The 26,123-nt window shown below is 68.9% G+C and carries 17 protein-coding genes, 1 tRNA gene and 3 pseudogenes; 12 read left to right on the forward strand and 9 right to left on the reverse strand.

Annotated elements, in window-relative coordinates; translation table 11 throughout:
- Nucleotides 1–102: 102 nt before the first annotated feature.
- From OHB49_RS42705 to OHB49_RS42720, 4 genes are read right to left on the reverse strand one after another with little or no spacing between them, the layout of a single operon-like run.
- Complete coding sequence (locus OHB49_RS42705; protein ID WP_329166949.1) at nt 103–4,518, reverse strand: nSTAND1 domain-containing NTPase; 4,416 nt, start codon at nt 4,516–4,518, stop codon at nt 103–105.
- Entirely contained in the window at nt 4,515–4,913 is a 399-nt protein-coding gene (locus OHB49_RS42710) for a CU044_2847 family protein (RefSeq protein WP_329166950.1), read from the reverse strand. Before OHB49_RS42710 ends, OHB49_RS42705 begins: the two co-directional genes overlap by 4 nt.
- A 55-nt stretch (nt 4,914–4,968) precedes the next feature.
- Nucleotides 4,969–9,285 carry an nSTAND1 domain-containing NTPase gene (locus tag OHB49_RS42715; RefSeq protein ID WP_329166952.1) on the reverse strand — a complete coding sequence of 1,439 codons (4,317 nt, stop codon included), beginning with the start codon at nt 9,283–9,285 and terminating at the stop codon, nt 4,969–4,971.
- 29 nt (nt 9,286–9,314) lie between these two features.
- Nucleotides 9,315–9,719 (reverse strand): CU044_2847 family protein, encoded by a 405-nt coding sequence (locus tag OHB49_RS42720; RefSeq protein ID WP_329166953.1) that lies wholly within the window; start codon nt 9,717–9,719, stop codon nt 9,315–9,317.
- Nucleotides 9,720–9,836: 117 nt separating this feature from the next.
- Between OHB49_RS42720 and OHB49_RS42725 the strand changes: the two genes are divergently transcribed.
- A complete protein-coding gene (locus tag OHB49_RS42725) occupies nt 9,837–10,037 on the forward strand; it encodes a hypothetical protein (RefSeq protein ID WP_329166954.1) in 201 nt (66 codons plus the stop codon).
- A 105-nt stretch (nt 10,038–10,142) separates the two neighbouring features.
- Here OHB49_RS42725 and OHB49_RS42730 read toward each other — a convergent pair.
- Nucleotides 10,143–10,224, reverse strand: a tRNA-Leu gene (locus OHB49_RS42730).
- A 1,040-nt stretch (nt 10,225–11,264) separates the two neighbouring features.
- Nucleotides 11,265–11,452: pseudogene (locus tag OHB49_RS42735) on the reverse strand (IS21 family transposase); the annotation flags it as partial.
- 208 nt (nt 11,453–11,660) lie between these two features.
- Between OHB49_RS42735 and OHB49_RS42740 the strand changes: the two are divergent.
- A complete protein-coding gene (locus OHB49_RS42740) occupies nt 11,661–11,912 on the forward strand; it encodes a type II toxin-antitoxin system Phd/YefM family antitoxin (RefSeq protein ID WP_329166955.1) in 252 nt (83 codons plus the stop codon).
- Nucleotides 11,909–12,160: a type II toxin-antitoxin system RelE family toxin gene (locus OHB49_RS42745; protein WP_329166956.1), complete on the forward strand. Its 252-nt coding sequence runs from the start codon at nt 11,909–11,911 to the stop codon at nt 12,158–12,160. Before OHB49_RS42740 ends, OHB49_RS42745 begins: the two co-directional genes overlap by 4 nt.
- A gap of 87 nt (nt 12,161–12,247) precedes the next feature.
- On the opposite strand, the gene OHB49_RS42750 is transcribed toward OHB49_RS42745, so the two are convergent.
- Nucleotides 12,248–12,409 (reverse strand): hypothetical protein, encoded by a 162-nt coding sequence (locus tag OHB49_RS42750; protein WP_329166958.1) that lies wholly within the window; start codon nt 12,407–12,409, stop codon nt 12,248–12,250.
- Between the two features lie 1,514 nt (nt 12,410–13,923).
- Between OHB49_RS42750 and OHB49_RS42755 the strand changes: the two genes are divergently transcribed.
- From OHB49_RS42755 to OHB49_RS42780, 6 genes and pseudogenes are all read left to right on the forward strand, one after another.
- A complete protein-coding gene (locus OHB49_RS42755; RefSeq protein ID WP_329166959.1) occupies nt 13,924–14,202 on the forward strand; it encodes a hypothetical protein in 279 nt (92 codons plus the stop codon).
- Nucleotides 14,199–14,471, forward strand: a complete 273-nt coding sequence (locus OHB49_RS42760) for a hypothetical protein (protein WP_329166961.1) — start codon at nt 14,199–14,201, stop codon at nt 14,469–14,471. The genes OHB49_RS42755 and OHB49_RS42760 overlap by 4 nt, the downstream gene beginning before the upstream one ends.
- A gap of 202 nt (nt 14,472–14,673) precedes the next feature.
- Complete coding sequence (locus OHB49_RS42765; RefSeq protein ID WP_329166962.1) at nt 14,674–14,814, forward strand: hypothetical protein; 141 nt, start codon at nt 14,674–14,676, stop codon at nt 14,812–14,814.
- A 50-nt stretch (nt 14,815–14,864) separates the two neighbouring features.
- Nucleotides 14,865–15,266, forward strand: coding sequence for a hypothetical protein (locus tag OHB49_RS42770; RefSeq protein ID WP_329166963.1), 402 nt, complete (start codon nt 14,865–14,867; stop codon nt 15,264–15,266).
- A gap of 126 nt (nt 15,267–15,392) precedes the next feature.
- A pseudogene (locus tag OHB49_RS42775) lies at nt 15,393–15,511 on the forward strand (cold shock domain-containing protein); the annotation flags it as partial.
- 261 nt (nt 15,512–15,772) lie between these two features.
- On the forward strand, nt 15,773–16,411 hold the full coding sequence (locus OHB49_RS42780) for a BlaI/MecI/CopY family transcriptional regulator (RefSeq protein ID WP_329166965.1): 639 nt from the start codon (nt 15,773–15,775) through the stop codon (nt 16,409–16,411).
- A 1,398-nt stretch (nt 16,412–17,809) separates the two neighbouring features.
- Here OHB49_RS42780 and OHB49_RS42790 read toward each other — a convergent pair.
- Nucleotides 17,810–20,239 (reverse strand): SpoIIE family protein phosphatase, encoded by a 2,430-nt coding sequence (locus tag OHB49_RS42790; RefSeq protein WP_329166966.1) that lies wholly within the window; start codon nt 20,237–20,239, stop codon nt 17,810–17,812.
- Nucleotides 20,240–20,906: 667 nt separating this feature from the next.
- Between OHB49_RS42790 and OHB49_RS42795 the strand changes: the two genes are divergently transcribed.
- Entirely contained in the window at nt 20,907–21,029 is a 123-nt protein-coding gene (locus OHB49_RS42795) for a hypothetical protein (RefSeq protein WP_329166967.1), read from the forward strand.
- Between the two features lie 1,472 nt (nt 21,030–22,501).
- Complete coding sequence (locus OHB49_RS42800; protein ID WP_329166969.1) at nt 22,502–22,975, forward strand: DUF6210 family protein; 474 nt, start codon at nt 22,502–22,504, stop codon at nt 22,973–22,975.
- Nucleotides 22,976–23,022: 47 nt separating this feature from the next.
- Here the strand turns inward: OHB49_RS42800 and OHB49_RS42805 are convergent.
- Nucleotides 23,023–23,386, reverse strand: a pseudogene (locus tag OHB49_RS42805) (transposase); the annotation flags it as partial.
- Between the two features lie 387 nt (nt 23,387–23,773).
- Here OHB49_RS42805 and OHB49_RS42810 point away from each other — a divergent pair.
- Entirely contained in the window at nt 23,774–26,119 is a 2,346-nt protein-coding gene (locus OHB49_RS42810; protein WP_329166971.1) for a helix-turn-helix domain-containing protein, read from the forward strand.
- Nucleotides 26,120–26,123 lie beyond the last annotated feature (4 nt).

Below are 26,123 nucleotides of genomic sequence, written 5' to 3' on the forward strand. Positions count from 1 at the left end.
GTCGGGGGCGGCGGCTGAAGTGTTGGGGTTGCGAGCGTATGCCTCGGCGAGGGTGACGGCGCGCTAGTCACGGACCTCCTCGGCGGTCCGGCCGGCCGTGTCTCAGTCGTCCTCGCCACAGGGTTTCCGGGTCCTCGGATCGGCAGGGAGCAGGTCAGCCTCGCCGGGGGTGAGTTCCCGGTCGCCGATGATGGTGCACAGCTCGCGGTACCACTGTCCCGGCGCCAAGTGGAGTGCTCCGCCGGTGCCGTCGGGGCCGATGTGGAGCACGGTGCTGCCGTCCGCGGAGGCGCCCATGAAGGAGTGCTGCCCGTCGAGTGCGCTGTCGCGCGGGCCGGTGAAGGAGTAGAAGGTCTCGTAGCCGGGCTCGCCGATCCGGTAGACGCGTACAGAGTTGTTCGCCGCGACCAGATAGCGGCCCCCGCCCTCCAGGAACCCGGCGGCGTACGGCGTGGACTCCGACTCGGCGATGCTGCGTAGAGGGCCGATCTCTTTGTGCGGCGTCTTGCCGCGCCGCCACAGTTCGAGCACCGATCCCCGGCGCAGGATCGCGAAGTACGTTCCCGTGGCGTCGAATTGGGCGGCGAGGATGTCGTCGCCGGTCTTCACGGTCTCGGTGGTGCGTCCGGTGGTGATGTCGACGATGTGGATGCCGGGCCGGTCCAGGACGACGACGGCGACCCTGTTCGTCGCCGGGTAGGGGCCGATCATCAGGTCCGCGTCCATGGCGCCTTTGGCCCGGGAGCGGACGGCCGCGGCGTCGAAGCGCGCGAGACGCCTGCCGGTGCGCGGGTCCCACTGTTCGACGACGGTTCCCGAGACGGTGACGAGTTTGTCGCCGCGGTCGAAGAAGTAGGTGAAGTCGTACTTCGGTCGTTCGGCGCTGCCGTTGTCGTCGTCGCCGATTTCGATGTCCGCGATTGGCGCGGAGTCGGGCAGTCGCGGGGGCTGGACGGCGGTGACGGCGGTGGTGCGGCGCAGGGTGGTGGCGTCGCGGACGGTGACGATGTTCGCGCCCTCGCGGTCGGCGACGAGCCGTCCGGTGCGGTCGAGGGCAAGGGGTTCGCTGCGTTCGGGCACCCAGTGGGGCTTGCGGCGCGGCGCGTCGGCGAGGACGCGGGCGCTGGCCTTGCGCGCGTGGTGTCGCTGTATGCGGGAGCCGTCCGCCAGGACGGTGATCGTGTACTTGCCGTCGCGTGTGAGGAGTTGCTGGGCGACGTCGAGGAACCAGTAGCCGGGGCGCAGTTGGACGAACCCGATCATCGACTCGTCGTGGCGGACGTAGTAGAGCCGGCCGTCGGCCTCCACGAGCCAGGGGCTGCTCGTGGCCAGCGAGGAGGTTGAGGCGGGCAGGCCGTTGCGGGAGAGGACCTTGCCGTCGCGCATGTCGACGACGCTGAGGCCCTGGAGGGAGTTGAGGGCGACGCGGAGGCCGGATTGGTCGACGGACTGCACCATGCAGGCGCTGGATGCGAAGTCCGCGTTCTTCTCTCGGTAGGCGGTGCCCTCCCGGGAGCCGTCGCTGACCCGGTGCACGGTGACCTCGGTGGTGTTGCCCCGCACATGGCACAGGACGGCGCGGGTCCGGTCTCCGGAGATGCGGATCTGGTCAGCGTCGGCGCGGACCACGAGCCGGCTCCTGCCCGTCACTAGGTCGAGGGCGAGCAGGCTGCCCTTCTCGCCCTGCCCGAAGTCGCGGAACCGCTTGTAGACGGGGACTAGCAGCGTCCGGTTGTCGGGGGCCGGCCAGATCTTGAACTCAAGGCCCTTCGGCGCGGGGAGGTTCCCGGCGAGGGTGCCGTGCGGGCCGTTGTCCAGGTTCCACCGGACGATGCGTTTGCGGACGTGCGCGACGATCATCGTGCCGTCGAGGGACATCGCGGGGGTGACTGTGTCGCTCCAGTTCGTGCCGATGCCAGGGGCGTTGGGCAGACGGTGCACGGGGCCGGCGGGGCGTTTCGCGTCGGGGCGCACCTCGAACCACGCGGCCTTGCCGTCGTACTGGACGTAGGCGGCGCGTTTCCCGTCGGCGGACACCATCACGTACTGGACCTTGTCGGTGGAGGGCACCCTCACGGTGCGTACCGGTCCGGTCAGGGCGGCCACGAACAGGGTGGCCCCGGAGCGCTTGGACGCCGCGAGGACCACGTCGCCGTCGCGGCTCTTGTCGAAGACGGTCTCGCCGAGTTCGCCGGAGAGCACCCGGTCGTAGTCCTTGTGCTGGAGGTACTGGCGCAGCAGTTCGTTCTTGGCCTCCTGCGTGGGGGACGTGTCGTAGGCGGCGAGGGAGAGCAGCGCGGCGCGGGCCGGGTCGGTGCTCGTCGTCTCCTGCGCGGCCTGGGCGAGGGCGCGGGAGGCGCCGAGGGCGGCGCTTTCCTGGCTGCTGCGGCGTTCGACGACGTAGAGCATGCCGAGGACCAGGGCGAGCGTCAGGGCCGTGGCCAGAGCGGAGAACAGGGCGCGCCGCCGACGGGCTCGGGCGCGGCGGTGGGTGCGGCCGTCCGTCAGGTAGTCCCGCTCGGCCACGCTCAAGGCCGCGGCACGCTCCGGGAGCCACTGGTCGGCGCCGGCCATCGCTGCGGTGGTCGGCAGGTGTTCGGGGGCCCGGTCCGCCTCCTGCCAGCGGTCCATTTCGTGCTGTACGGTATCCCGCCAGCCGAGGAAGGACCGGTCCTCGGCCACCCACGCGGCGAGTTTCGGCCACTCGGCGATCAGCGCCTCGTGCGTGAGCTCCACGGTCTCGGTGCCCTCGGCGCCGCGATCGGTGACGAGGAGCCGGGTGTGCGCGGCGAGGCGTTGGGCGATGCCCCACTGGTCCTCGCTGAGGTCGCTGCGCCGGGCGAGCCGCCGGGTGGCCGCGGCGGCGCCGAGCGGCAGCCTGACGAGCTGGGTGAACAGCCGGCGGGCGGTCGCCTCGTCGTTCGGTGGCACGTGTTCGGCCCAGACCCGGTCGGCGTGGTTGCCGAGCGCTCCGGTGACACCGCCGAGTTCGTCGTACGCGCGGTGGGTAAGCACGCCGTCCGTCTGCCGCTGCCACAGGAGATCGAGGGTGAGGGCGAGGAGCGGCAGGGCGCCCGGTTCGGTGCCGGTGTCGGCGAGGATGCGCTCGGCGAGGTGGGGCTCGTAGGAGACGCCGGGGAGGGTGTCGACGTGGGTGGTGACGATGGCTCGCAGGCCGTCCTTGCCGAGCGGGCCGAGGGCGTGGAGGTGCCGGCCGGTGACGGGTCCGAGGTGCTGGTGGCCGAGGACGGGTTCGAGGAAGTCGGCGCGCATGGTGGTGAGTACGCGGACGGTGGGCGGCAGGGCGTCGGCGGCGAACAGTACGTCGGTCAGGTCGCGCACTGCGTCCGGGTGCTGTGGGAGAAGTTCTTCCAACTGGTCCACTACGATGAGAAGTTGTCTGCCGCCCTGGAGTTGGAGAAGGCGGCCCGCCGGGGCGGCGAGGCCATGGCGGCGCAGTTCGTCGGTCAGTTGGGGTATGCGGGCCAGCCGGCGGGTCTCGGCCAGGTCGGGTTCCAGCTGCGGCAGCACCGCGGAGGCGAGGGCCGCGAGGGGGCTGCTCCCTGACGCGGGCCGCATGACAACGACGCAGGCGCCGCGTGCCCGCAGCCGCGGCGCCACACCGGCGAGTGCCAGCGATGACTTGCCGGAACCCGAGGGGCCCACGACGGTGACCCACTGCTGCTCGTCGAGTGCGCGGGCGACCCTGTCACTCTCGTGCCGCCTGCCGTGGAAGACCGCCGCGTCGGCCTCCTCGAAGGCGGCGAGTCCGCGGAACGGCGAGGAAGGCAGCACGAGTGGGCCCAGTTCGGGCCGGGCGGCCACGAGGGTGCTGGTGGGGATCAGGTAGCTGACGGGCGGCTGCCCGGACTCGGCGACCGTGACCATGCCGACCACACCCGCCAGCCGGTCGTCCCACACCGGCCCACCGCTGAAACCCCGCGACACCGGATAACCGGCACCGGCGAGATCGGCCTGCACCCAGCCGTCGGCCTGCCGACCCCGCAGCACCCCCGCGTGCCACACCCCACCGGGACGGCCGGACGGCAGCCCGAACGCCCGTACCCGGTGCCCCCACAGCCCGCCCGCAGCATCGTCGGCGGACGCGTCGGCCGGCTCGCCGGCCACCGCCGACTCGTCCGCGTCGACCAACCGCACCGGGCCGGCTCCGGGCAACGGAGCCGCGAGCCGCAACACGGCGACATCGGCCACGCCGGCTGCCGCACCGCCCACCTCCCTCGGTGGCACCCAGACTTCAACGGTCGCGTGCGCATGGGGCGCGGTGGGCACGAGAAGCAGGTCAGCCGAGACGCGCGCGCCGGGTTGCGGTGGGGTGCCGGCCGGCGTGCCGAGGGCTGCGGAGACCACGTGCGCGCAGGTCAGGGCGACCGTGTCGGACACCAGGAAGCCAACGCCGACGGGTTGCCGCCGCGCGTCCAGGATGCGCAGCAGCGCTCTGTCCAGGGCCTTCGGACCGACGGCCGCCGGCTGCCGTTCCGGTCCCCGCGCCGACGTCATCGCGCCACCCGGTCCGACGGCCGACGCCAGGTCAGGGTCACCGTGATGCCGGCTTGCCCGGTGGTCCGGGAGATCACCAGGTCCGCGTCGGCTGTGAAGGCCAAGCTGAACTGGACGCCGATCTCGTCGGGACCATCGGGCATGTCGCGGAAGGCGGCGACGAAGTTCTCCGCGATGGGCCGGATCCCGGCGAGCATGTCGTTCAGCGACCGGGTCGCCCGCGCCACGACCTGCCCCGGCCGCGCGACCTCGACCAGCCCGTCGGGCACCTCCTCGATCTGCACCTGGACCACGTCCGTCCGTCCCCGCGGCGCGGCACCCCCGAAGTCACCGACGCCACCGGCGTCACCAGCGCCACCGGGCGCGGACACGGGTAGTTCGACCAGATACGCCATGCGTCCCCCTTCGCTTGGACCCTCGTCGTCAACACGCGCCGGTCAACATCCGCCGCTACGCGCACAGCTGCCGTGTCTCCGCCTCCGCCGGGAGATCGCCGCGTTCGTCCGCCGTGAACGCGCGGTCGCCGACGACACGGCACAACTCCTGTCTCCACAGCTCCGGATCCAGGAGGAGGGCACTGCCGGGTTCCTCGAAAGCGCCCTGGAGCACGGTCCTCCCGTCCCCGGACACGTCCAGGAACGAGTAGTCCCCCGTCGCGACGGCCGAATCGGCGAACTGATACGTGTCGTCGTAGCCGCGCTCGCCGAATCGGTAGGTGCGTACGGCGTTGTCGGCGGCGATCAGGAAGCGGCCGTCGTCGAGGAAGACGGCGCGGTATGGGGTGATGCTGTTCTCGCCGACGCTGCTCAGCGGGCCGATCACCTTGCGCGCGGGGTCTCCGCGCCGCCATACCTCCAGTCCCGTGTCCTGGCGCATGACCGCGAAGTACCGGCCGCCGGAGTCGAATTGGGCGGAGAGGACGTCGTCCTCGGTGCGCACGCGGTCCGTGACGCGTCCGTCGGTGATGTCGACGATCCGGATGCCGGGCCGGCCCCGCACGATCACGGAGACCTTGTTCCGGTCCGGGTACGGGGCGATCGTCATGAGCGCGTCTGGGGCGCCATCGGGGCGCAGCGCGCCGGCATCGAAGCGGGCGGTCTGCCGGCCCGTGCGTGGGTCCCACTGCTGGAGGACGGTGCCGGAGACGGTCAGGAGGTGGCCGGTGTGGTCGAAGAAGTAGCGGAACTCGTCCTCCTGGTCGTGCCAGGTGAGTGCCCCGCTGACGTCCAGGTCCCGGACCCGTCGGGTGCCGGGCCGGGTCTTCGGCGGTCGGACGGCGGTCACGGTGGCCACCTTCTGCAGCGTCGACGTGTCACGGACGACCACCGTGTCGCGGGCCTCGCGGTCAGCGACGAGCCCGCCGGTGCCGTCGAAGACGGGCAGGTCCGTCTCGCCGGGCACCCAGTACGGCTTGGCGCGCGACGCCCGTGCGAGGATGTGCCCGCTCCGCTTCGGGTCGGCCGGGCGCAGTTCCGTGCGGGAGCCGTCCTGAAGGACGGTGATCGTGCGCTTGCCGTCGGCGGTGAGTCGTTGCTGGGCGGCCTTAGGCAGCCGCTCGCGGGGAGTCAGGTTCACGAGAGCGATCATCGAGTCCTGCCAGCCCGCGTAGTAGAGCCTGCCGTGCGATTCGGAGAGGAAGGGGGCGGGCGTGAACTGTGTGGCGGCGGGTTCCGGCAGCGAGACGCCGGAGATCACCTCATCCCTGTCCAGGTCCACGACGCGCACTTCCTCGCTCCAGCGGAGCGCGACGCGCCGCCCGGTCGCGTCGACGGCCGCCACCGTGCACAGGTCCGTGCGGTACGCTTCCTCCCGCTCGATGTAGGGGCGGCCGATGCTGGCGCCGTCGGAGGTCCGGTGGCGGCTGACGACGGACTGCTTGCCTTCCTCGCGGCACACGATTGCGGTGCGTCGGTCCCCGGACAGGTGGATCTCCTGGGCCTCGGAGATGAGTTGCGTGGCGCGGCCGGTGCCCATGTCTACGGACTTCAGAGCCTGTGCGCCCGACGCCGTGTAGACCTTCGTCAGCAGCGTCCGCCCGTCCGGGCCGAACCACAGGGCGGTGTTCATGTCCTGGGGCGCGGGCACGTCACCGGCGAGGGTGCCACGGTCCAGGTTCCACCACACCAGGCGGCCCCGGACGCGTGCGGCGAGGATACGGCCGTCCGCCGACATCGCGGGGTGCACCGAAGGATCCCAGCTGACGCCGTTGCCCGGCGCGTCGGGCAGCCGGTGCACGGGGCCGAGCAGGCCTGCGGCGTCGGTGTCCACCTCGAACCACATGGCCTTGCCGTCCGCCTGGACGTAGGCGCCGCGCTTGCCGTCCGCAGACACCGCGACTTCCAGGACCTGCCCGGTCGAGGGCACCTGGGCGCTGCGCACCTGTCCGGAGGTGGCGCCGACGTACAGGACGGCCCGGCCCAGTTGCGAGGTGGCCAGCACGACGTCACCGTTTCCACTGGTAGTGAACTCCCTGACTGTGCCCAGTACACCGGACAGCACCCGGTCGTAGTCGTGGTAGCGCAGGTACTGTCGCAGGAGTTCGTTGCGGGCCTCCGGCGTCGGCGCCGTTCGGTGGGCGGCCAGCGCCTTCAGCACGCCGAGGGCGGGTTCGGTGCGCGCGTCGTCCTCCGCGGCCACCGCGAGGGCGCGGGACGCGGCCTCTGCCGCGCGTTCCCGGCTCTCCTCCCGCGTGGCATAGAACAGCGACAGTGCCACCAGGACGAGTGACACGACGAGGGTGACGGCCGAGAGCGCCGTCCGTCGCCGACGGACCCTCGCGCGGCGGTGGGCGCGGCCGGCGTCCAGGTAGTGCCGTTCGGCATTGGTCAGTTCGTCGCTGCGTTCGCTCAGCCACCGTTCGGAATGGGCGAGCTGCAGGGTTGTTGGAAGTAACTGTGAGGGACGCTCGGCGTGCTCCCAGCGGTCCATGTCCTGTTGCAGAGTGGCCCGCCACTCCAGGAAGGCACGGTCCCCGGTGGTCCAGTCGGCCAGTTTGTCCCAGTCTCTGATCAGCGCCTCGTGCGCGAGTTCCACGGTCTCGGTGCCCTCGGCGTTGCGGCCGGTCGCCAGCAGCCTCGTCCCGGCGAGCCGTTGTGCGACCCGCCACTCCTCGGCGCGCAGTTCGGTGCGTAGTACTATCCGCCGGATGGGCGCGGGCATGCCTACCGGGACTCGGACGAGCCGGGTGAACAGCCGCCTGGCTGCTTCTTCGTCCCCGGGCGGCACGCACGCTTCCCAGACCCGGTCGGCGTGCTCGCCCAACGCGCCAGTGACACCGCCGAGGTCCTCGTACGCCCGGTGCGTCAGCAGGCCGCCCTGCTGACGCTGCCACAGCAGGTCGAGGGTGAGGCCGAGGAGCGGCAGGGCGCCCGGTCCTGGGCCGGTGTCGGCGAGGATGCGCTCAGCGAGATTGGGTTCGTAGGACACGCCAGGGACGGCCTCCACGGGTGCGGTCACGATCTCGCGCAGGCATTCCGGGGACGGCGGGGCGAGTGCGTGCAGGTGTCCGCCGATCTCCGGGCCGAACCGCGGATGGGCCAGGACTGGCTCCAGGAAGTCGGCGCGCAGCGTGATCAGTACGCGGACGGTGCCGGGCAGCATGTCGCCCGTGAGCAGGTCGGCCAGCTCGTCGACGGTGTCCGGTTCCAGGCCGAGGACCTCCTCGAACTGGTCGACCACGACGAGCAGTCGGCTGCCGCGCCGCAGTTGGAGCAGCCGGGCCACGACGTCCGCCGGGCCGTGGCGGCGCAGCACTTCGACGAGTTCTACGATCCGCTCGGGGCGCTCGGCCTCGGGCAGGTCGGGTTCCAGCAGCGGCAGCAGCGCCGCCGCGAAGGCAGTGAGCGGTCTGCTGCCGGGCGTCGGCCGCACCACCACCACCTGGGCGCCTTCCGCGCGCAGCCGGGGCGTCACACCGGCCAGGGCCAGCGACGACTTGCCGGATCCCGACGGTCCTACGACGGTGACTCGGCGCTCCGCGGCCAGTGCCCGCGCCACCTCGTCGCTTTCGGTCTGCCTGCCGTGGAAGATCGCCGCGTCCGTTTCCTGGAACGCTGAGAGGGCCCGGAACGGCGACGGCGGCAGCGTGACGGCGCGCAGCTCTGGCCGGGCCGCCAGCAGTCCGCCGGTGGGGATCAGGTAGCTGACGGGCGGCTGTCCGGTCTCGGCCACCGTGACCATGCCGACCACGCCCGACAGCCGGTCGTCCCACACGGGGCCGCCGCTGAAGCCCCGCGACACCGGATAGCCGTTGCCGGCGAGATCGGCCTGCACCCAGCCGTCGGCCTGCCGACCCCGCAGCACCCCCGCGTGCCAGACCCCGCCGGGACGGCCTGCGGGTAGCCCGAACGCTCGCACCGGGTGCCCCCACAATTCGTCCGCGTCCACCAACTGCACCGGTCCCGCTCCTGGAAGCGGCGCCTCCAGCCGAAGCACGGCAACGTCGGCGGGCTCGACGACATCGTCACGCGCAAAGGGCACCGAGGACCCGCCGTCGGGCGCCCGCGGCGGCACCCAGTGCTCGACACCGGCCGTCGTCGCAGGAGCGCCGCCGTCGCGCTGCGGGTCGGGCACGAGGGGAAGGTCGACCTGGATCCGGGCGGAAGCGGGAGGCGCCGCTTCCCCCGTCGTGCCCAGGGCCGCGTGGACCACGTGCGCGCAGGTCAGGGCGAGCGTGTCGGAGACCAGGAAGGCAACGCCGACGGGCTGCCCGCGACCGTCGCGGACACGCAGGACGGACGCGTCCAGGGACTGCGGGCCCGGGCCCAACGTAGGCTCGGGCGGTAACGCGGGCACCGTCATCCCGCCGCGTCCGCAGCCGGTTCGCCGGACGATGGATTGCGCCAGGTCAGGGTGACCTTGAAGTTGGCCTGACCGGTCGTTCGGGAGATCACCACGTCCGCTTCAGCCGACAGGGACAGGCCGAACTCGACGCCGATCTCGTCGGGTTGCCGTGCCATGTCACGGAATCCGTCGACGAAGTTCTCCGCGACCGGCCGGATCCCGGCGAGCATGTCGTTCAGCGACCGGGTCGCCCGTGCCACGACCTGCCCGGGACGCGCGACCTGCACCAGCCCGTCCGCGGCCTCGTCGATCTGGACCTTGACGATGCCGGTCGCGTCCGACGGTGCTGATCCCGCCCCCTCGCCACCTGTTCTCGCGCCGCGCGCCCCGGACACGGGCAACTCGACCAGGTACGTCATGCTTCCCCCTTCGCGACACCTGCCACGCCAGCTCCGTACCCTACCGATTCGACGGCGTGTCGGGACCGAACCGTCTCGAACCGTTCCCTGAGCGTGCGGACCTGACGGTACGTCAACGTGGGCATCACGGCCCTCGCTCCGCTCGCGCCCACCCTGGAGGAGGCGATCGCGGGCCCGGGCGAGGACCGCTGCCTGCTGCTCGACGGCACACTCATTCCCACCTGGCGCTGCGTCGGCCTGGCCACGGAGGCGAACCCTGACCCGCTGTACAGCGGCAAGCACCACCAACGACAAAAACCCCGCAGATCGTCACAGTGAAAAACACGGAACGCCCCAAGCGAATCTCCGCGCGGGGCGTTCCAGAAGCCGAGAATTTACAAACTGCTCTTCCGCTTCCCTTTATAGCGATTGACACCGTATCGGTAGGAGTGGAGGGAGTCGAACCCTCACGTCCGGGGACACCGGGACTTGAATCCGGCGCGTCTGCCTGTTCCGCCACACTCCCAGGGCCTCAACACTGTCCAATGCCAGTGCGCAGCGCAGGCCACACACCGGCAATCACGACCCGCCGCGCTGTGAACGAACAGCAGCATACCTCCGACAAAACCCGGCGAGGACACGGGCGTTGTCGGCCCTACGCAAGCGCAGTGGCCGTCGGTGCCCGGCTGCTGCCCGGCACCCTCACGTTGCGGGCGGTCTCGGCACCTAAGCGGTGTCGGCCGTCAGTGACGAGGCCAGATCGGTGAGGGCCCGGAGAACCACGGCGGTGAACCGGAGCTGACTGGGGTCCGTTATCCCGGCAGGTGGTGCTTCGAGGCTGACCGAACCGACACGGTGTGCGTTCGACGGCCGATCGAACCGTAGCCGCAAGGCCGGCTCGTGAACTACAGCCTTATAAGCGGACCGGCCGCGAAGGGGTCCCTTCGCGGCTATCCATCCCTGACCATGGAGGGCTTGTGATCGATCGAAGGTGCAGGCGTTCCGGCTGCCGGTTCCCCCGCGGGCGGACGACCGGGACGACCCACCGTCTCCGGCCGTACTGCTCCCCTGAGTGCCTCCACTGGTCCCGCTGGGCCCGCTCCGTCGCGTCGTGGGAGGACGGGCCCGCAGCGCAGGCGGAGGCACAGGAGTTGCTGAAGGTCGCCGATGCCCTTGACCGGCGTCGACGACCGAACCAGCCGGTACCGGAGTTTCCGATGGAACCCAACCCGTGCTGGGCCTACGCCGTGTCGGCCGTCTGACGGCGCGCGGAGGAGCCGTACGACACCACCCCTTTGTCCGCTACCTTCCGTGACGAACAGGAAGGTTCACCTGAGGATCACAGGCACCGGGCAAGCCCGTACTTGCAGGCTTGCCCGCGGCAGGCGAAGGCTTGCCCAAGGACAACCAGGGCGGCGTGACCGATGACCGGTCCGGCAATCCGCCGTGACCGATTCCGGGGGCAATCATCGGCTTGTGGCCCCTGGTCGGCTCATTGACTTCGCCCGCCGGGTGCCAGGGTCGGGGCGGGAGACAGCGATGGCCGCGGTGCCGCCCGCAGGGGTGACGAGACCGGATCCGCCGTACGTCGTCCGCTTCGTCCCACTGCTCGATCACGGCGTTGAACTCGGCGAGCGTGGCGACTTCCGGGACGGGAACGATGTACGTTCGGCGGACCAGCCAATCTGGCCCTCGCCCCCGCCCTTCTCGTGTGCCCCGCGGATTCCGGGCTGGCAGTAGAGAGCTTCCGGGCCGGGAGAAGCCCAGGACCTGTGCGACTGCGGCTCTAAGATTGTCGTAGCGGGGCCTCGGCCCCGAAGTCGGCCTCCGGGCTTGCCCTCCTCCGCCTCGTGCGCAGCTTGGCGGCACGCCGAGTGGCGGGGCAGCCCGACGGTTCGTAGCCCCCGGTCTAGCCAGGCTCAACATGATGCCACTAGATTAATCTTGTGGCATCATGAGAGCATGACTGAGATTGCGATCAGCAAGGCGCGCTCCGAACTCGGCGACCTCGTGCGGCGCGCTGCACACGGTCGCGAGACCATCGCACTCACCGACCACGGCCACGTCGCGGCACTCCTCGTATCACCTCAGGTGATAGAGGATCTCGAGGATTCCCTGGCGATCGCTGAACGCGAGCGGCGCAGGGCGCAGGGCACGCTCGGCGAGGGTGTCAGTCACGAAGAGGTCGGCCGCATGCTGGGGCTGCGTACGTGACCTACAGCATTATCTGGGAGCCCGAGGCCACCAGCGCCGCAGTGCGGTTCCTCAAAGACGATCCGCAGGGCCTTGCCGCCCTGTACGAAGCCGTCGACGCCCTCGCCGGGGATCCTCGGCCTGCCCACTCAACGCCATACGGCAGTGTGTACCGACGCCTGAGGGTCGGCTCCTACCGGGCGCTGTACGTCATCGACGACGAAGTTATCCGCATCCTCGTCACCCACATCGGGCGCATGTTCACCTGAGGTGGAGCGGAGCCGGACGACGGGGCAACCAAGGAAATATCTTGTTCCAGAGCGGCATCGATCAGCGTCGCCCCTCAATTCCCCACGCTACGCCGGGACCGGCTCAGGACGCGAAGGCTCCGCCGGGCAGCGCAGCCGGCCGACGGGCAGGCACAGGTCGAGCGGAGCAGCGGCGGCCAGGACGCTGAAGCCGTCGTCCTCGTAGTAGGGGGCCAGATACGGCTTGCGGGCATGAATTTCGCCCAGCATCGCCCTGATAGCCCTGACGGGCGTACGAACGGACCAGGTCGCCAACGAGCCGGTGCCCCCAGCACCTGGCCGTGCGCTGTCGGCCACGGACACGGCTTCCAGCTCGACGAGCACCCTCGACAGCAGCGTGCTCAGCTTCCACGGCCGGCCGGGCCGAGGATTCCTTTTGTGACTCCTCCCCCTCGTGTACGGGGGGCTTCTCGCTATGCCGGTGGGGCTTCGCGACGGGCCAGCCCGGCCCGTAGAACGTTCAGGGCGCCCACCGTGTCCGCGTGCGCGCTTGGGTCGCACCAAGCGGGTCGTCCGCGACAACGCCCAGGCCGTGCTCGGCGGCCATCGAGACCACCCGGGCCTTGAGCCTGCCGGTCGGCATGGGGCTGATCTGGCCGAGGCGGGAATGCCGTCGGCGGTGATTTCACCGGCCGCGTTTCAGGTCCAAGAGCTGACGTTGCACCCCGTGCGGCGTCGGGCGGGGCAAGCCTCTCCAGGGCCGACGGTCGTCAGGCCGGGTTGGGGAGTGAGCCGCCCCAGCGCAGTCAGGTCACACCGAGTCCACAGCCGAGCCGGAGTGGCGGTTGTCCCGCCTCTCCTGCTGGGTACTGAAGTTGAATGTGTGATGTCGGTCAGCCATGTGTGAGCAGGGGGTGTCCTGGTCCCAGCTGCGACTCGGTCCATGACTACGCCGTCTACGTCGAACCAGCGTCTGGGTGCGCACTACCTCGGACGGGTCAGCATCCTCGGTCGCAGATCGCCCGCAGCCGCGGTTCCCTGCCGGCGGGCATCCGCGCGAGCGTGTACCGGAACGCCTCCCTGGACGGCTGTCTGGCCCGGGGGACTCCAGCACCCGCATCGCAACCGTCTTCGTCGTGGCGGCGTGGGCCACGAGACTGTCGACCGCAGTCAGCTGGCTGGCGGGCAACAGATCACCGAAGCCACGACCCACGCACTGCTCCACTGACCTGCCCAGTGTCCTGCCCATCGCCGCGTTGAGGCTGCGGACAGCTGTCCAGGGGCAAGAGAGCCGAAGGGGCAGCCCTTCGAAGGAGTTCGTCCGAGGCGTCCATCTGCGGCTCCCCGGCACGTACCAAAACAGCCTCTCAATGGTATTCGTGCATTTTATTGGGATATCTCCGTAAAGGGTGTGTCTGATCGGCTTCGTCGAGTGACGACGGCAGGGAACCCGCTGGAAACGGTAGGCAGCGGCCCATGATTGCGGTTCTGCCTTCCCGGTGCCGCCAAGGCCGGGAACGGCACCCCGGCAGGGCTGCCGAGCAGCCGCGATCGCACAGCCCTATCAGGGCGGGCACGCGCGGCATCGTCCGGCCAGTCGCGACCGCCTCGCCGCCACGGCACAGGCCTGATGTGACGCTGCAGGCCTCGCCGCCGCGCTTTCCGGAAGAGGTCGAGCAGCCAACCGAGGAGTCTTACGATCCCGGTTGACCCGTTTTTGCGATGTGGCCTGCCCTCGCCCACGGTCGTGTAGGACACTTGAACTCCCGACCTGGAGGACGAGTGTGAGCGCCCAGCCCGAGAGCTCGCGGGACCGCCGGATCCCTGCCATTCCGCACACCATCAATGCCATTGCTGACGCGCTTGGCGGTGCCGACGGTGCGCGCTTCAAGGCCGAAGTTCTCGCGGCGGAAGAATCGGACGTGCCTGGAGTGATGCGCCGCTGGTGGAAAACAGCCATGATCAGCCGCGTTCCCGAGGCTGCCCGCAGTCGCGCGAACGCCGAGAGCGGAAGCTCCCTACTGTCGGTGGATGAACTCATCGCCCGCATCAACGTCGCATGAGCTGGAGCGTCTGGACCGAGGAGATCCCCGCACGGACTGTCCTGGACATGCCTGTGGATCTACAGAGGAAGACCGCGAACTTCTTGAGGGCTCTGGCGATCGAAGTCGGAGGTGCGCTCGACTTCGGGCGGCGCCCGCCGGGTGACCCGATGGACGACCTAGGAGTCCGGTACTCCCTTGAAGTGGCCGGCGAGCCCGTCATCATCGAGTACATGATCATGAGAGACGCGAAGGAGATCCGGGTTCCGGTTCTGGTCTGGTTCCACTGACCGCGCTCTCGGGGCTCCAGCAGTCGGGCGTTTTTGCCGCTGACGCGTAGCTCATGGGCACGGAACGGCGCCAGCAGTGAAGGCGCTTCTGTCCCGACAACGGGTCTAGCACCCTCACCTGTTCGGCTCTGGGCACTACGAGCGCGGCCAGGCCGTCGGGGTCGAAACCCGCGGTCCCTGCCACGCCGCCGGCCTCGACCGCTTGGACCTGGACCTCGGTTCCGAACCGGCAAGCCGCTTCGTACAGGCGCTGCAGAAGCCGGTCAATGTCACCACCGACGACGCGGCCGAACTCGTCGCTTCCGTCACCGGCGGCCGACTCACAAGACGGGCTCTAGGATGAGCCTGGCAGGACCGCCGAGCTGCAACAACACGGTGCTAGATTCGCTCGCCATGCGATCACGTGAGTACGACCTCGACTTCCGCGACAGGGCCCGGAGGACACGCGCCTGGGGGATCGGTCTGTTGGCTTTGGCGGCGCTCCAGTGGACATGGTGTGCCCTGTTGCTGCTCACGCCATACGAGGTCGATGAGAAGCCCGGCGACCGTTACCCCGCGGAGTGCGAGTCACGGTTGTTGACCGAACGTGGAACGGCCAACGAAGGCCTGCAAAGGGGCGATTGGTGTCAGGACGAACGCGACTGGCCGGAAGCCATTGCAGTGCTCGGGCTGTCCGTGCCGGTATCGGCCGCCGGTGTGGCGTTCTTCGCAATTGGCAGCGTGAGTAGCCGTATGAGCGCCCACGCCGAGGCGATGCGAGAGCTGGACAAGCTCACCGATACACAGAACGCGTAGCCTGCACGGGTTAGCAGGCTGCCGGTTCGGGGATCGGCCGGAACATTGAGAAAGCGCCGCGGGTTCGTGAGGAGCCTTGCGCAGTCATACACAAAGCTCCCCGCGCTGCCTGCGCTCTGGGAGCTTGCGCACTACTCCAACATCTACGCAATCGGCTTCCGGGAGCTCCAGGAAGGCCATCCGTCACCTTCGACATCATCCAGGGCCAGAAGGACCCGCAGGCCGAGAACATCACGGTCGCCTGACCCGACCGGCAGCGCCTCGGTCAGTCTCATCGTTACATGCCCCGCATCTGCTGGTTCCTCACCCTGAAGGGAAGAGTGAGACTTCACTCGACTGGCACATCCGGCGCTACTCATGGGTAGTATCTCTTGATACTGCCGCACATTGCAGCAGTTGTGCCCTGCGGGTGCCCCAGCGCAGACGGGGCACCCGTCTCCGCCCGCTCGCGGACCGGGTCTGTGCTTTCAACCGTCATATCCGCGAGCTGCAGAAAGGCCCATGACATGTCTGAAATTCAGGCCCACGCCACAGGACTGACGTCGCAGTACATCGCCCAGGTGACGGGCGACCTTGAGCGCAACGTCAAGGAGCAGGAACGTATCAGTGCGGAAATCGAGGCGCTGCAGGAGCAGTTGGGCGCCCTGCAGCACGACCACTCCGTGCTGGTGAGCATGCAGGAGGCACTCGGCGGCGCGAACGCAGTCGCCGAGGCAGACACCACGGCCGCGCCGACCGTACCGCGACAGGCCACCGCCGAACCCCGGCAGAGCACGCCGAAGAAGGCGGCCGCCGCGAGTGCGAAGACGACGGCATCCAAGAAGAGCGCCGCCAAGACCCCGTCCGCGAAGGCCTCTTCCGCGAAGGTACCCAAGACCGACACCAAGCCGACCCTCGTCAACCTGATCCGCGGCCACCTGGAGCAGCAGAGCGAGCCGCGGTCCGCGACCGAGATCTCCGCCGCGCTCACACAGGCCCACCCTGACCGCGGCGTCAAGACCACCGTTGTGCGCACCACCCTCGAAGGGCTGGTTGCCAAGAGCCAGGCTCAGCGCACCAAGCAGGGCTCGTCCGTCTTCTACACCGCGACGGCCACTTCGGAGACTGCTGCGGCCGAGCCTCAGCAGGAGACAGTGGCCGGCTGACCATCCGCAGGAGCGCGCATCTCCTGCGCTCGTCGCGCATACCGTGCACGCCCGAGGCTGGAAGCACGTTGCAGCGGTACGCGGGCAAGAAGAGAGGGGCAGTCGCCATGATGTGGCGAGTGCCCCTTCAAGTTGAAAAGAGTCTATCTCGGTCCGCCCTGGGACGTATTTCCTCCGGTGAGCTGCCCACTCTTGCCACACCGTGTCAAGACAAGCCGCTGGAAACGGGCGAAGCAGCGTGTGATTCAACGGAGGTCGGGGGGTCGTGGGCCCCCGGTGCCGCTGCGATACGGCGCATAACGGCAGAGGGCGCAACAGCGTGTGTCGGCGATGGCCTCAGGAGCGACGATCGCCGTCTGCGCGGCGCGGTCCGTGTGCTGTCCCAGCAGGGGTTGTGAGCTGATGTCGGTTAGCTGAGTTGGAGTGAGTTGTAGCGAGCGGGAGTGAGTCCTGGCGGTGGCTTGGTGGGGGTGGGAACGGGGGTTCTGGGGTCGCATGGGTGACCTTGGTGGTTCCGGCTCGTTGGGCTGGGTGGCAGGGGTGCGGCCCTGAGTGGGGTGATGTGGTAGGTGGTTTACGGAAGTTGACGGCCTCCTTCGTGGCGCCTGTACCGTGCGGGGTGGCGGTCCGGGACCGCCTCAAACACCTCACCCCCGAGGACGAGGGGGTGCTGCGTGCCGGTCGGTGCGCATCAGGGTGCGCTGGCGTCCGGTGATCTCAGGGCCCGCTGTGCACCAGCAGGCGAGTCGGCTGCGGGCCAACCAGGTGACGAACACGCCGCCCGCTCGCGCGTCACCGCCCGGCCACCCCACCCGGCACGGAGAGTGAGTCGGCAGCGCCCAGGCCGACCCTGTATGGCGCCAGCCTCCTGAAGCTTCCGGAACGGCATCGTGACATCGCTCTCCCGGGAGCCAGGGCACCCACGACCGGCAGGCGGACGACCTTCGCCAGCCGCACCGCCGACCGGTCGTGGCGGCTCCCCGAGCAACCCTCCACGGCCGGATATGCGCCGGGATGCCGACTTCCGCCCTCCGCGTCCATGTGTAGTCGGTGATGGTGGTTGGTGTCGGACGGTATTGCCCCAAAGCCGATGCCACCGCCCCGGCACTTGCCCGCCGGGCAACTGCTGCCAGTGCCCGTGGTGTTGTGCCGGTGCCATCGCAGCCGACAGACATATTGCCTGCGTAGCAGTTGTCGCTTCCGAGCTCTGGGCAGCGTCCTACGCCACCGCAGCGGCCATCAGTCGCCATCCAGTGGGACCTTCCGCAGTTGTTCGGAAGCTCCCAATGGGGGCGGTCAGTTCTGGCGAGCTGCACGGCGCTGGCGTAGTTGGCGGTGCCGAGTTCCGGGTCGGCCGTGTGTGGTGGGATTGCGCGGTCCGGCAGAAGCGTCGGTGTCTCAGGTAGTCGCTGGCGGCGTGGGTACCGGTTCCTCGGCGTGGGGCACTGCCGTGGGCAGGGTTTGCTCGGCCCAGATGGTCTTGCCTCGGGCGGCGTAGCGGGTTCCCCAGCGTCGGGTGAGTTGGGCGATGAGGAACAGGCCGCGCCCGCCTTCGTCAGTGTCGTACGCGTGGCGCAGGCGCGGTGCGGTACTGCTGTCGTCGGTGACCTCGCAGATGAGGGTGAGGTCGCGGATCAGACGCAGCTGGATGGGGCCGGTGGCGTATCGGATGGCGTTGGTGAGCAGTTCGCTGACGATCAGTTCGGTGGTGAACTCCAGTTCCTCCAGGCCCCAGTAGGCCAGCTGTCGGCCGGTGAGGGTGCGGGCGGTGGCGACGAGTGCAGGGTCGTTGGGCAGGGTCCAGGTCGCCACCTGGTCGGCGTCGAGGCTTTTGGTGCGTGCCAGCAGCAGCACCATGCTCTCCTCGCCGCTGCCCTGGTGTGCTCGGACCACTGCGTCGCAGGTGTCCTTGAGGGCCTTGTGGGGGTTACCAAGGATCCGCCAGGGGCTGGTCGGCTCCTCGGGTGGCTTACCGGCCTCGGCGAGGCTGAGGGTGGACAGGGCGATGGTGCTTCCGGTCGGTAGTTCCACCTCGGTGGTCTCGTACGGAGGGTGGTCGCTTCCCAGGGGCGGACCGGCTGGGACGTCGGGGACCTCGAGCGAGCCGTTTGGGTGGACGATCACGGGTGCGGGATGGCCGGCCCGGGCGAAGGTGCAGCGGCGCGAGATGGGGTCGTAGACCGCGTACACGCAGGTGGCTCTTGCCAGGTGTGCGCCGGCGGAGTCGTCGTCGGCCGGGTGGGTGTGTTCGCTGGTGGGGCCGGACACCAGGTCGTGGAGTTGGGCGAGGAGTTCGTCGGGGGCCAGGTCCTGGGCGGCCAGTGTGTTGACGGCGGTGCGCAGCCGGCCCATGTCCGCTGCTGCCTGCACGCCGACCCCGACCAGATGTCCCACCACCAGGGCAACGCGTGCGCCGGACAGCGGGATGACGTCGAACCAGTCCCCGCCGCCCCGGCTGGACTCGTGGCGCCAGGCCACCTCGACGGCGTTCTGGGCGGGAAAGGTCTGGGGCAGCAGGCTGCGCTGCAGGGTGAGGGCGGCGTTGCGCTCGCGTGTGTACTGGCGCGCGTTGTCCAGGCATACGGCTGCCCGGGCGCCGAGTTCGGCGGCGAGGGCGAGGTCGTCCTCATCGAACGGAGCGGCTCCCTGCACCCGGTAGAAGCTGGCCAGGCCGAGCACCACCCCCCGCGCGGTGAGCGGTACAACCATCATCGAGTGTGCTCCGGCCCGACGCACCAGCTCTGCGCGGCGGAGGTCATGGTCCAGCCACTCATGGTCGACCTGCAGTTCGGCCACCAGACGGGGGAGCAGGTCGGCAAGGCACGCGGTGAAGGACGACGGGTAGTCGGGGATCACCTCGCCCAGACTGTAGGCGGGCTGCGCGAGGAGCCCCTCGGCTGCGCGGAAGCCGGCCCGCCGCAGCAACACCTCGGAGCTCACCGGACCGGGCGGCGGGGCCTCTCCCGCGAGTGCGTCATCGAGGACCTCCACCGCCGCGATGTCGGCAAGGGCGGGCACCGCGACCTCGGCCAGTTCCTCGGCCGTGGTCATCACATCCAGTGTCGTGCCGATCCGGGCGCCCGCCGTCACCAGCAGATTCAGACGGGTCTGGGCCCGTCGCCGCTCGGTCACGTCCTGTGTGGCGACGACCACCCCGTGGACGGCGCCGGCCGGGTTCTTCAGGGGCAGGAGGGTCATGTCGTAGGTGTGATCGTGGTCGGGGTCGGCCGGTGGGCGGCCGACTTGGTCGAAGGCCATTGGCCGGCCGGTCTCCACCACTGACCGGAACTTCTGCTCCGCCTCGTCGTCGATCATGCCCGGAGCTACCTCGCGAGCCCGGCGTCCGACGGCCTCCTGGCCCACCGCCCCCCCCCGGATTCCTGGCCCCGCAAGGTTCAGCCGGACGATCCGCAGCTCCCGGTCCAGGACCTGCACACCGAGGGGGGACTCGGTAAGCAACGCTCTGAGCAACGCCGCGTCGATCATCTCCTCCTCGGTCCTGTCCGCGGGGTCGAGCAACACACACCAACGCACCGCAGCGTCCTCGCCCAGCAGCGCAGACACCCTGGCGCGGACATCGAGCTGGTGCCCGTCCCGGTGCCGCGCGACCACAGTCGCTCCCGACATTCCGCCTCCGTAGGCCAGCTGATCGCGGGCCAGCAGCGTTGCCACCGGCCGGCCCACGATCTCCTGCGACCGATACCCGAGCAGCTCCTGTGCCTCCTGACTCCACTCGGCCACCAAGCCCTGCTCGTCCAGGACCAACGAAGCACCGCGAGGCGGATGCAGCCCACCTCGGCGCTCAGCAGCGTCCCTTCGCGCATTCATGGTCGACTCCGTCCAGGCCTTTCCCGCTCACTGCCCTGGAGTGACCGAGGCCTACGGGACCAATATGACCAAAGCCGGCGACCGGATACCGCCAAGGACGGGCCGTTTGGGCCAGCACATCCATCCCTACCAGCAGGACGATCGGGCCCGTCATCCGTCAAGCCGCAATCACGGCCATCCTCGACAGAAGGCGCGTTCGAATGCGGGCGCTGCTTCGCGCAGATGGTGGCGGGCGTGGGTGGGCTTTGGCCGAGCACAGCAATCCCAAGGTGAACCACGCCAAAGATCATTTCGTTAGAAGGTCAAAGCGGATAAGCGGAGACGACACGCTGGAAGTCGATCCGCTCGGACCTGGCATGCGTATCAACGAGCAGAGGTTTGCAGCGCTCAGGCGGGCACGCCCAAGGGCGCCAGGTCGGCGAAGTCATTCCCGATCCCGGATGGGGAGGTTCAGTCGTGATCAGTGAGGAACAGCTCACCGTCAATGCAGTGACCCGTGGAAGCTCTGTCACCGAGTTGTCCCGTGCCACGTCGAGCGTCGTCCTTGTGTGCATGCCACATGCCTGAGATGCCCTGGGTTGCGACGGCGCTCGCTCTGCTCTGGGTCGTCACGGTTGTTGCAAGATCTGCGTCCTCACGCGCCGCTAAGAAGAGGGAGCCATGGAGCGTGGACAGCTACGTGTCGCTGACGAAGGCGACCGACCTGGCGGAGCACGCCATGAGGGAGTCGGACCGCGAACTGTGCGAGCTTCTGTGGAGCTTGCCCGCCAAAGACCGACGACAATTGTGAAGAGCGGCATAGGGTGCGGCATGAATTCCCCCCTTGTTGTTGATGATCCGGGGAGGTGGCAAGGCCCGCCCGCGGTAGCTGGTCACGCTGCACCGGCCGAAGACGAGCCAGACGGCCCAGGCTGCTGCGCCGAGCCACGGAGCGCCGGGCGTCGCCCACCCCAATCCACCAGCCTGGCCGCGCTGTCTTCGGTGATCACGACCTTCCCGGGATTCAGGTCGGGTCGCTTCGTGCGCGGAGGCCGGCAGGGCGACGGCCTAGACGAGCGCGCTGGCTGTGAGCACAGTTGCGGCGAAGCGGCGGGCGGTCGAAGAAGCAGACATATGTCCCCTCAAGAACAGTTCCTCTAACGGTCAATACAAGTTGGCGGTAAAGGTGCGCGTTCCCGACCCATCCCGGGCCGAGGGCCTGAATTCTGCGCCCTCGTCGGGCCCGCGGCAGACCGAAGGGCTTGCTGTTGATCGTTGAACGGGTGGGTGTAGCGGTCAGCGGACGTCAGGGGCACGCCCGTCGCATAGGTATGCCCGTTGCAGGCGACAGGTGCGGAATGTCCGCGATTGGTATCCGAACTCAGCTCCGGCGCACAACCCGCCACACCGCCCCGCGCCACGCCACGCCCCCGCAAACGGGCACGATCTCAGTAACGGGCGCCCTACCCAATTTCTCGCACACACAGGCCTGAATCGCACAACCGTACAGGAAGCAAGGGTTCCTGTCGCGACGGGGGAATACGCGACAGGAACCCTCACCGCACCACGTGCCCCAAAACGCCGCCGCAACACACACCGCGGCCCCACTCAGTTGATCCGGACACGGCTGTGCGCATTCACCTGAACGCCGACACCTCAGCGGCCTTGTGACCACACGTTCGGCTCACGTGTCGGCCCGGTCGACGGTGGCGGAACTGACAGTCAGGGCATCGTGGGGAATGGAGTCCGCCCGGAAGTCCTTCGCACGTCGACCGGGCGGACCACTTCGAGCGGGGCCCTCGTCACCGGCCTGATGATGACGGCGTTCCCGACGCCAGCCGCGCCGCGTGCCTCTCCCTGCTATGCAGCGTTCGACAACAGCGCCTCAAGACGCCTGTTGGCAGGCCCCGACCACCCCGCGGCCTGCCAACCAAGTGCTGAGCACGAGCCAGGACACCAGCTGCCCTGCACGTGAGCTCGCATTCCCCTCTGCGACTGAGCCCAGTACGCGGACACGGCTGTGCCTCGCATTGAAAACGGGAGGTCCCGCGAGCGCCGCCCCGGTTGGACGCCCAGTGGCCCTCATCAGCGCACCGCAGGAACCGAACCTATCTGTGCCCAACCGCCACGGCGGCCTTTACCACCAGCACAGTTGCGGGAAGCTGCTACGACGATGTGTACGGGCTGCCGGGACCATGGATCACGCCTGTGAGGCCGTCGAGAAGCGGCACGTTTACCTAGACCCGGACGGCGGCCGCTCGGCAACGCTGGGTATGCGTCATCGTGGCGGCGCCCACGAGTGTCGTCTACCAGAATCAGAGTGGCGGCTACTCCTGCGCCCAGTACGAGCAGGAGGGCTACCTCGTTCCGCACTTCAAGTCGGGCCTGGACAAGCAGTTGAAGGCGATCATCGTCGGCGAGCTGCGCGGGTGGGGCATGCGCGGCCAGCAGTGGCCGGTGGACCTGCTCGACCGGCTGCGGGCAGCCGTCAGCTCCTTCGCGGTGTACGGCACCGGCCGCCGTGACGAGCCATATCCGACGGCAGTGGCCTCGACGAGACCTGGCTTACGGAGGCTGCTGACGCCTGGATCCCTGTCGTCAGTCGCGACGGGCCCATCGTGCTGGTGTGGGAGAACTCGCACTAGTCACGTCACGTATCAGGCGTCGATCGCCCTGCGAGTCGTTCCTATCCTGGCGCTGCGACAGCGTGCGCGATATTCGCAGTGCACGTCCATCCACCACGACAAGGGCAGCTGAATGACCGGGTCGGATTCTATGAGCATGCGCGCTCGCCGTTCCCGGACCACCCCGACCTGACAGTTGGTGACCTTGCCCGCGGTCCGGTGCACTGCCGGGACATACATGCCGAGGCGTCTCCGTCCTTGAGGAAGCCCGTGTCGTCGACGATCAGCGCCTCCGCGCCGATCACATCCTGCCTCGGGCCAGCACATGGGCTGTATCCCACGGGCTGGTAGTCACGAAGTGGGCCAGTGCCTGCCGGTTACCGTCCTCGCCCAGACGCGCCGCCATCGGCTCCACCGACTTGCGCCACCCCTCCAGCAGCACCTCACGCACATACACCTGCCCCCACCGCCGCTGATCCGCACGGAAGAACCCGTCGAACATCTCCTTCGTGAATGCCTTCAGGTCCTCCCAGACCCCGGCCATCTCTTGAGGTGTCACACCGCCTCAACGACACTCACCAACATGCAGACACATCACCCACGAGTGAGCTGACCAAGCCCTGCTAGGGCCCGTCTTCAAACCGATCTTGCCCAGAGCAGGAACGACGCCAGACTGACTGCTGCTTCGTAGGAGGTGGCGGTCTTCATGCCCCTATGAATGTCCAGCTATTGATGCTGACGTCAGCACGTTCTTCCTGGGAGTGATGATGGTCTGGAAATCTCGCGGGCGAAGTAGGGTTCTCACAGAGGTGAGGATTCAGAGGCCTACCAGCACGCCGCCGCGTCAACGTCCGCTGGCCGTCTACCGGTTGAATCTGACGCTGCCTTTGTTGATGGGCATAGCCGACATGTTCCCCGCTATAGGGCAGACGTGATAGAACGGGCGGCCAACGGCGCTCTGTGTCGGTTCGCGGCTCGGCCGACGACGGGTGCCTTCACTGCGGGAAGGGAGTGTGACTCCATCACTGGGCATCTGAGTTTCGGGGAGCTACTGCGCGGTCACCGACGTGCGGCACGTCTGACGTTGGAGCAGTTGGCCGAGGTGTCGGGAGTCAGCGCCCGGACACTGTCGGACATGGAACGTGGGCGGAGCAAGGCACCCTATGCCCGGACCGTTACCGCTCTGGCGGATGCGCTGAGGCTTGACGGGAATGCCCGCACTCAGCTGATCGAGTTGGCGCGCGACGGACGGCTGCGAAATCACTGGATGCGGCCGAGTGGTCTGTGTGAGCTGCCCAGGTCGGTTGAGGACTTCACCGGTCGTGCCGCGGAACTGCTCTGGACGAGCGAGCTGGTGCATGCCGAGGGTTCGCCGGGTGTCGGTGTTACCGGGCTCATCACCGGCCCCGCAGGACTGGGGAAGACCACGTTCGCCGTCCGTGCCGCTCATTCGGTGCGGCCGAGCTTTCCCGACGGGGTGTTGTTCCTGGACCTGTTCGGCATGTCCCACCGGCCTCTGTCTGCCGATGACGCCCTACGGTTGCTGCTGCACGAGCTCGGTCTCGCCGACCAGCATGTTCCGGGTGATACCCGTGAGCGCGCCTCCTTGTATCGGTCGCTGTTGCGGGACAAGCGTGTCCTGGTCGTCCTCGACAATGTCGCGTCGGAGGAGCAGGTGCGCCCGCTGCTGCCGGGAGGGGGTGCGAGCAGGGCGCTGATCACCACCCGGCGATCGCTGGCAGGTCTGGAGGGCGTCCGCAGACTCGTCCTGGGGCCCCTGCCGTTGCCTGAGTCCACGGAACTCCTGACCGGAATTCTGGGCGACCGTTCCGCACGCGACGAGGATGCGACTCTCGCCAGGCTCGCCGAGTTGTGCGGGGGACTGCCCCTGGCACTGCGGATCATCGGAAACCGGCTGGTCAGCCGACCCGAATGGGACGCCGCCCAGCTCGTCGCCCGACTGGCGGACGAGGAGCGTCGGCTGGAGCAGTTCAGGGCCGGCGACCTCAAGATCGCCAACGCGATCGGCATGTCGTACGAGCAGCTCGCGGACTCCGCACGCCGGCTGTTCCGGCGCCTTTCCGTGATTCCTGGCCCGGACTTCGACGCCGCTCTAACGGCGGTCGCCGGCGGAATGCCGATCGAGGATGCCTGGGACGCTCTCGACGACCTCGTCGACCTCGGCCTGCTCCAGGACAGCACCGCAGGCCGCTACCGCTTCCACGACCTGGTCCGCTTGTTCGCCCGCGACCGGCTTCAGGAGGAAACCCCGGCCGGGCGTCGGGCACTGACGGAGCGGGTGACGTCATGGCTGCTACGGATGGCCACAATGTCCGGACGATGGTTCGAACCCGGCTATGGCCGTCCCGACCGGCCCGACCCCGATCTCACCGCCCCGTCCTCCGAGGAAGAGGCCGACTGGTGGCTGAGGGTCAATGCGGACAACTGGCTGGGTGCGATGCGGGCCGCGGTCAGCGACCGGCCTACCCTCGTCCTCGACTGCGCCGAGTCGATGCACTGGTTCTCCGAACGGTGGGCGCACGGCCCGCATTGGAGCGAAGTCTTCACCCTCGGAGCACAGGCCGCCGCCAGCCTCGGCGACCTGACACAGCAGGCGACACAGCTGAACTATCTGGCCTGGGCCCACTCGGTTCCGCCGCACGACCCCGATGCCATGCTGCGGTGCGCGGCCGAGGCCCTGGAGTTGGCCACCCGAGGCGGCGCCACGGCACAGATCGTCTGGTCGCACAAGTACACCGCGGCAGCACTGCGCCTGCGCGGACGGCTCGACGAGGCGCTGGCGATCTCGTTCCGGGCAGCGGAGACGTGCAAGATCGTCGGCGACATCGACAGCTACCTCCAGTGCCTTGGCGACATCGCCAACTGCCTTCGTGCCGACGGACGCTACACTGAGGCGCTGGAGCAGTACCTCACCTGTTTCGCGCTGATCGACGACGAAGGCTCGGGGGTGACACCGAGTGTCGCGACGATCACCCGGCCCTTCGCGCTGATCCGCATCGGCCAGTGTCTGGGACACCTCGGCCGCCGTTCCGAAGCGATCATCAGGCTCAGCGAGGGAAGGGATCTCCTGGACACGCTCCAGGTGTCCGACTACCGGTATGCCGAGGCCCTGGAAGCACTTGCCGCCCTGCTGGTCGAGGAAGGCCGGACCGCCGAGAGTCGCCGTACCTACGCGCGGGCTGCGCAGGTGTTCGAATCGATCGGTGACGCCGAGGCGAGTAGCCGCTGCCACGCCCTGGCAACCGCCGCTGACTGACGCA

This window comes from Streptomyces sp. NBC_01717 (genome assembly GCF_036248255.1).
GTDB lineage: Bacteria > Actinomycetota > Actinomycetes > Streptomycetales > Streptomycetaceae > Streptomyces.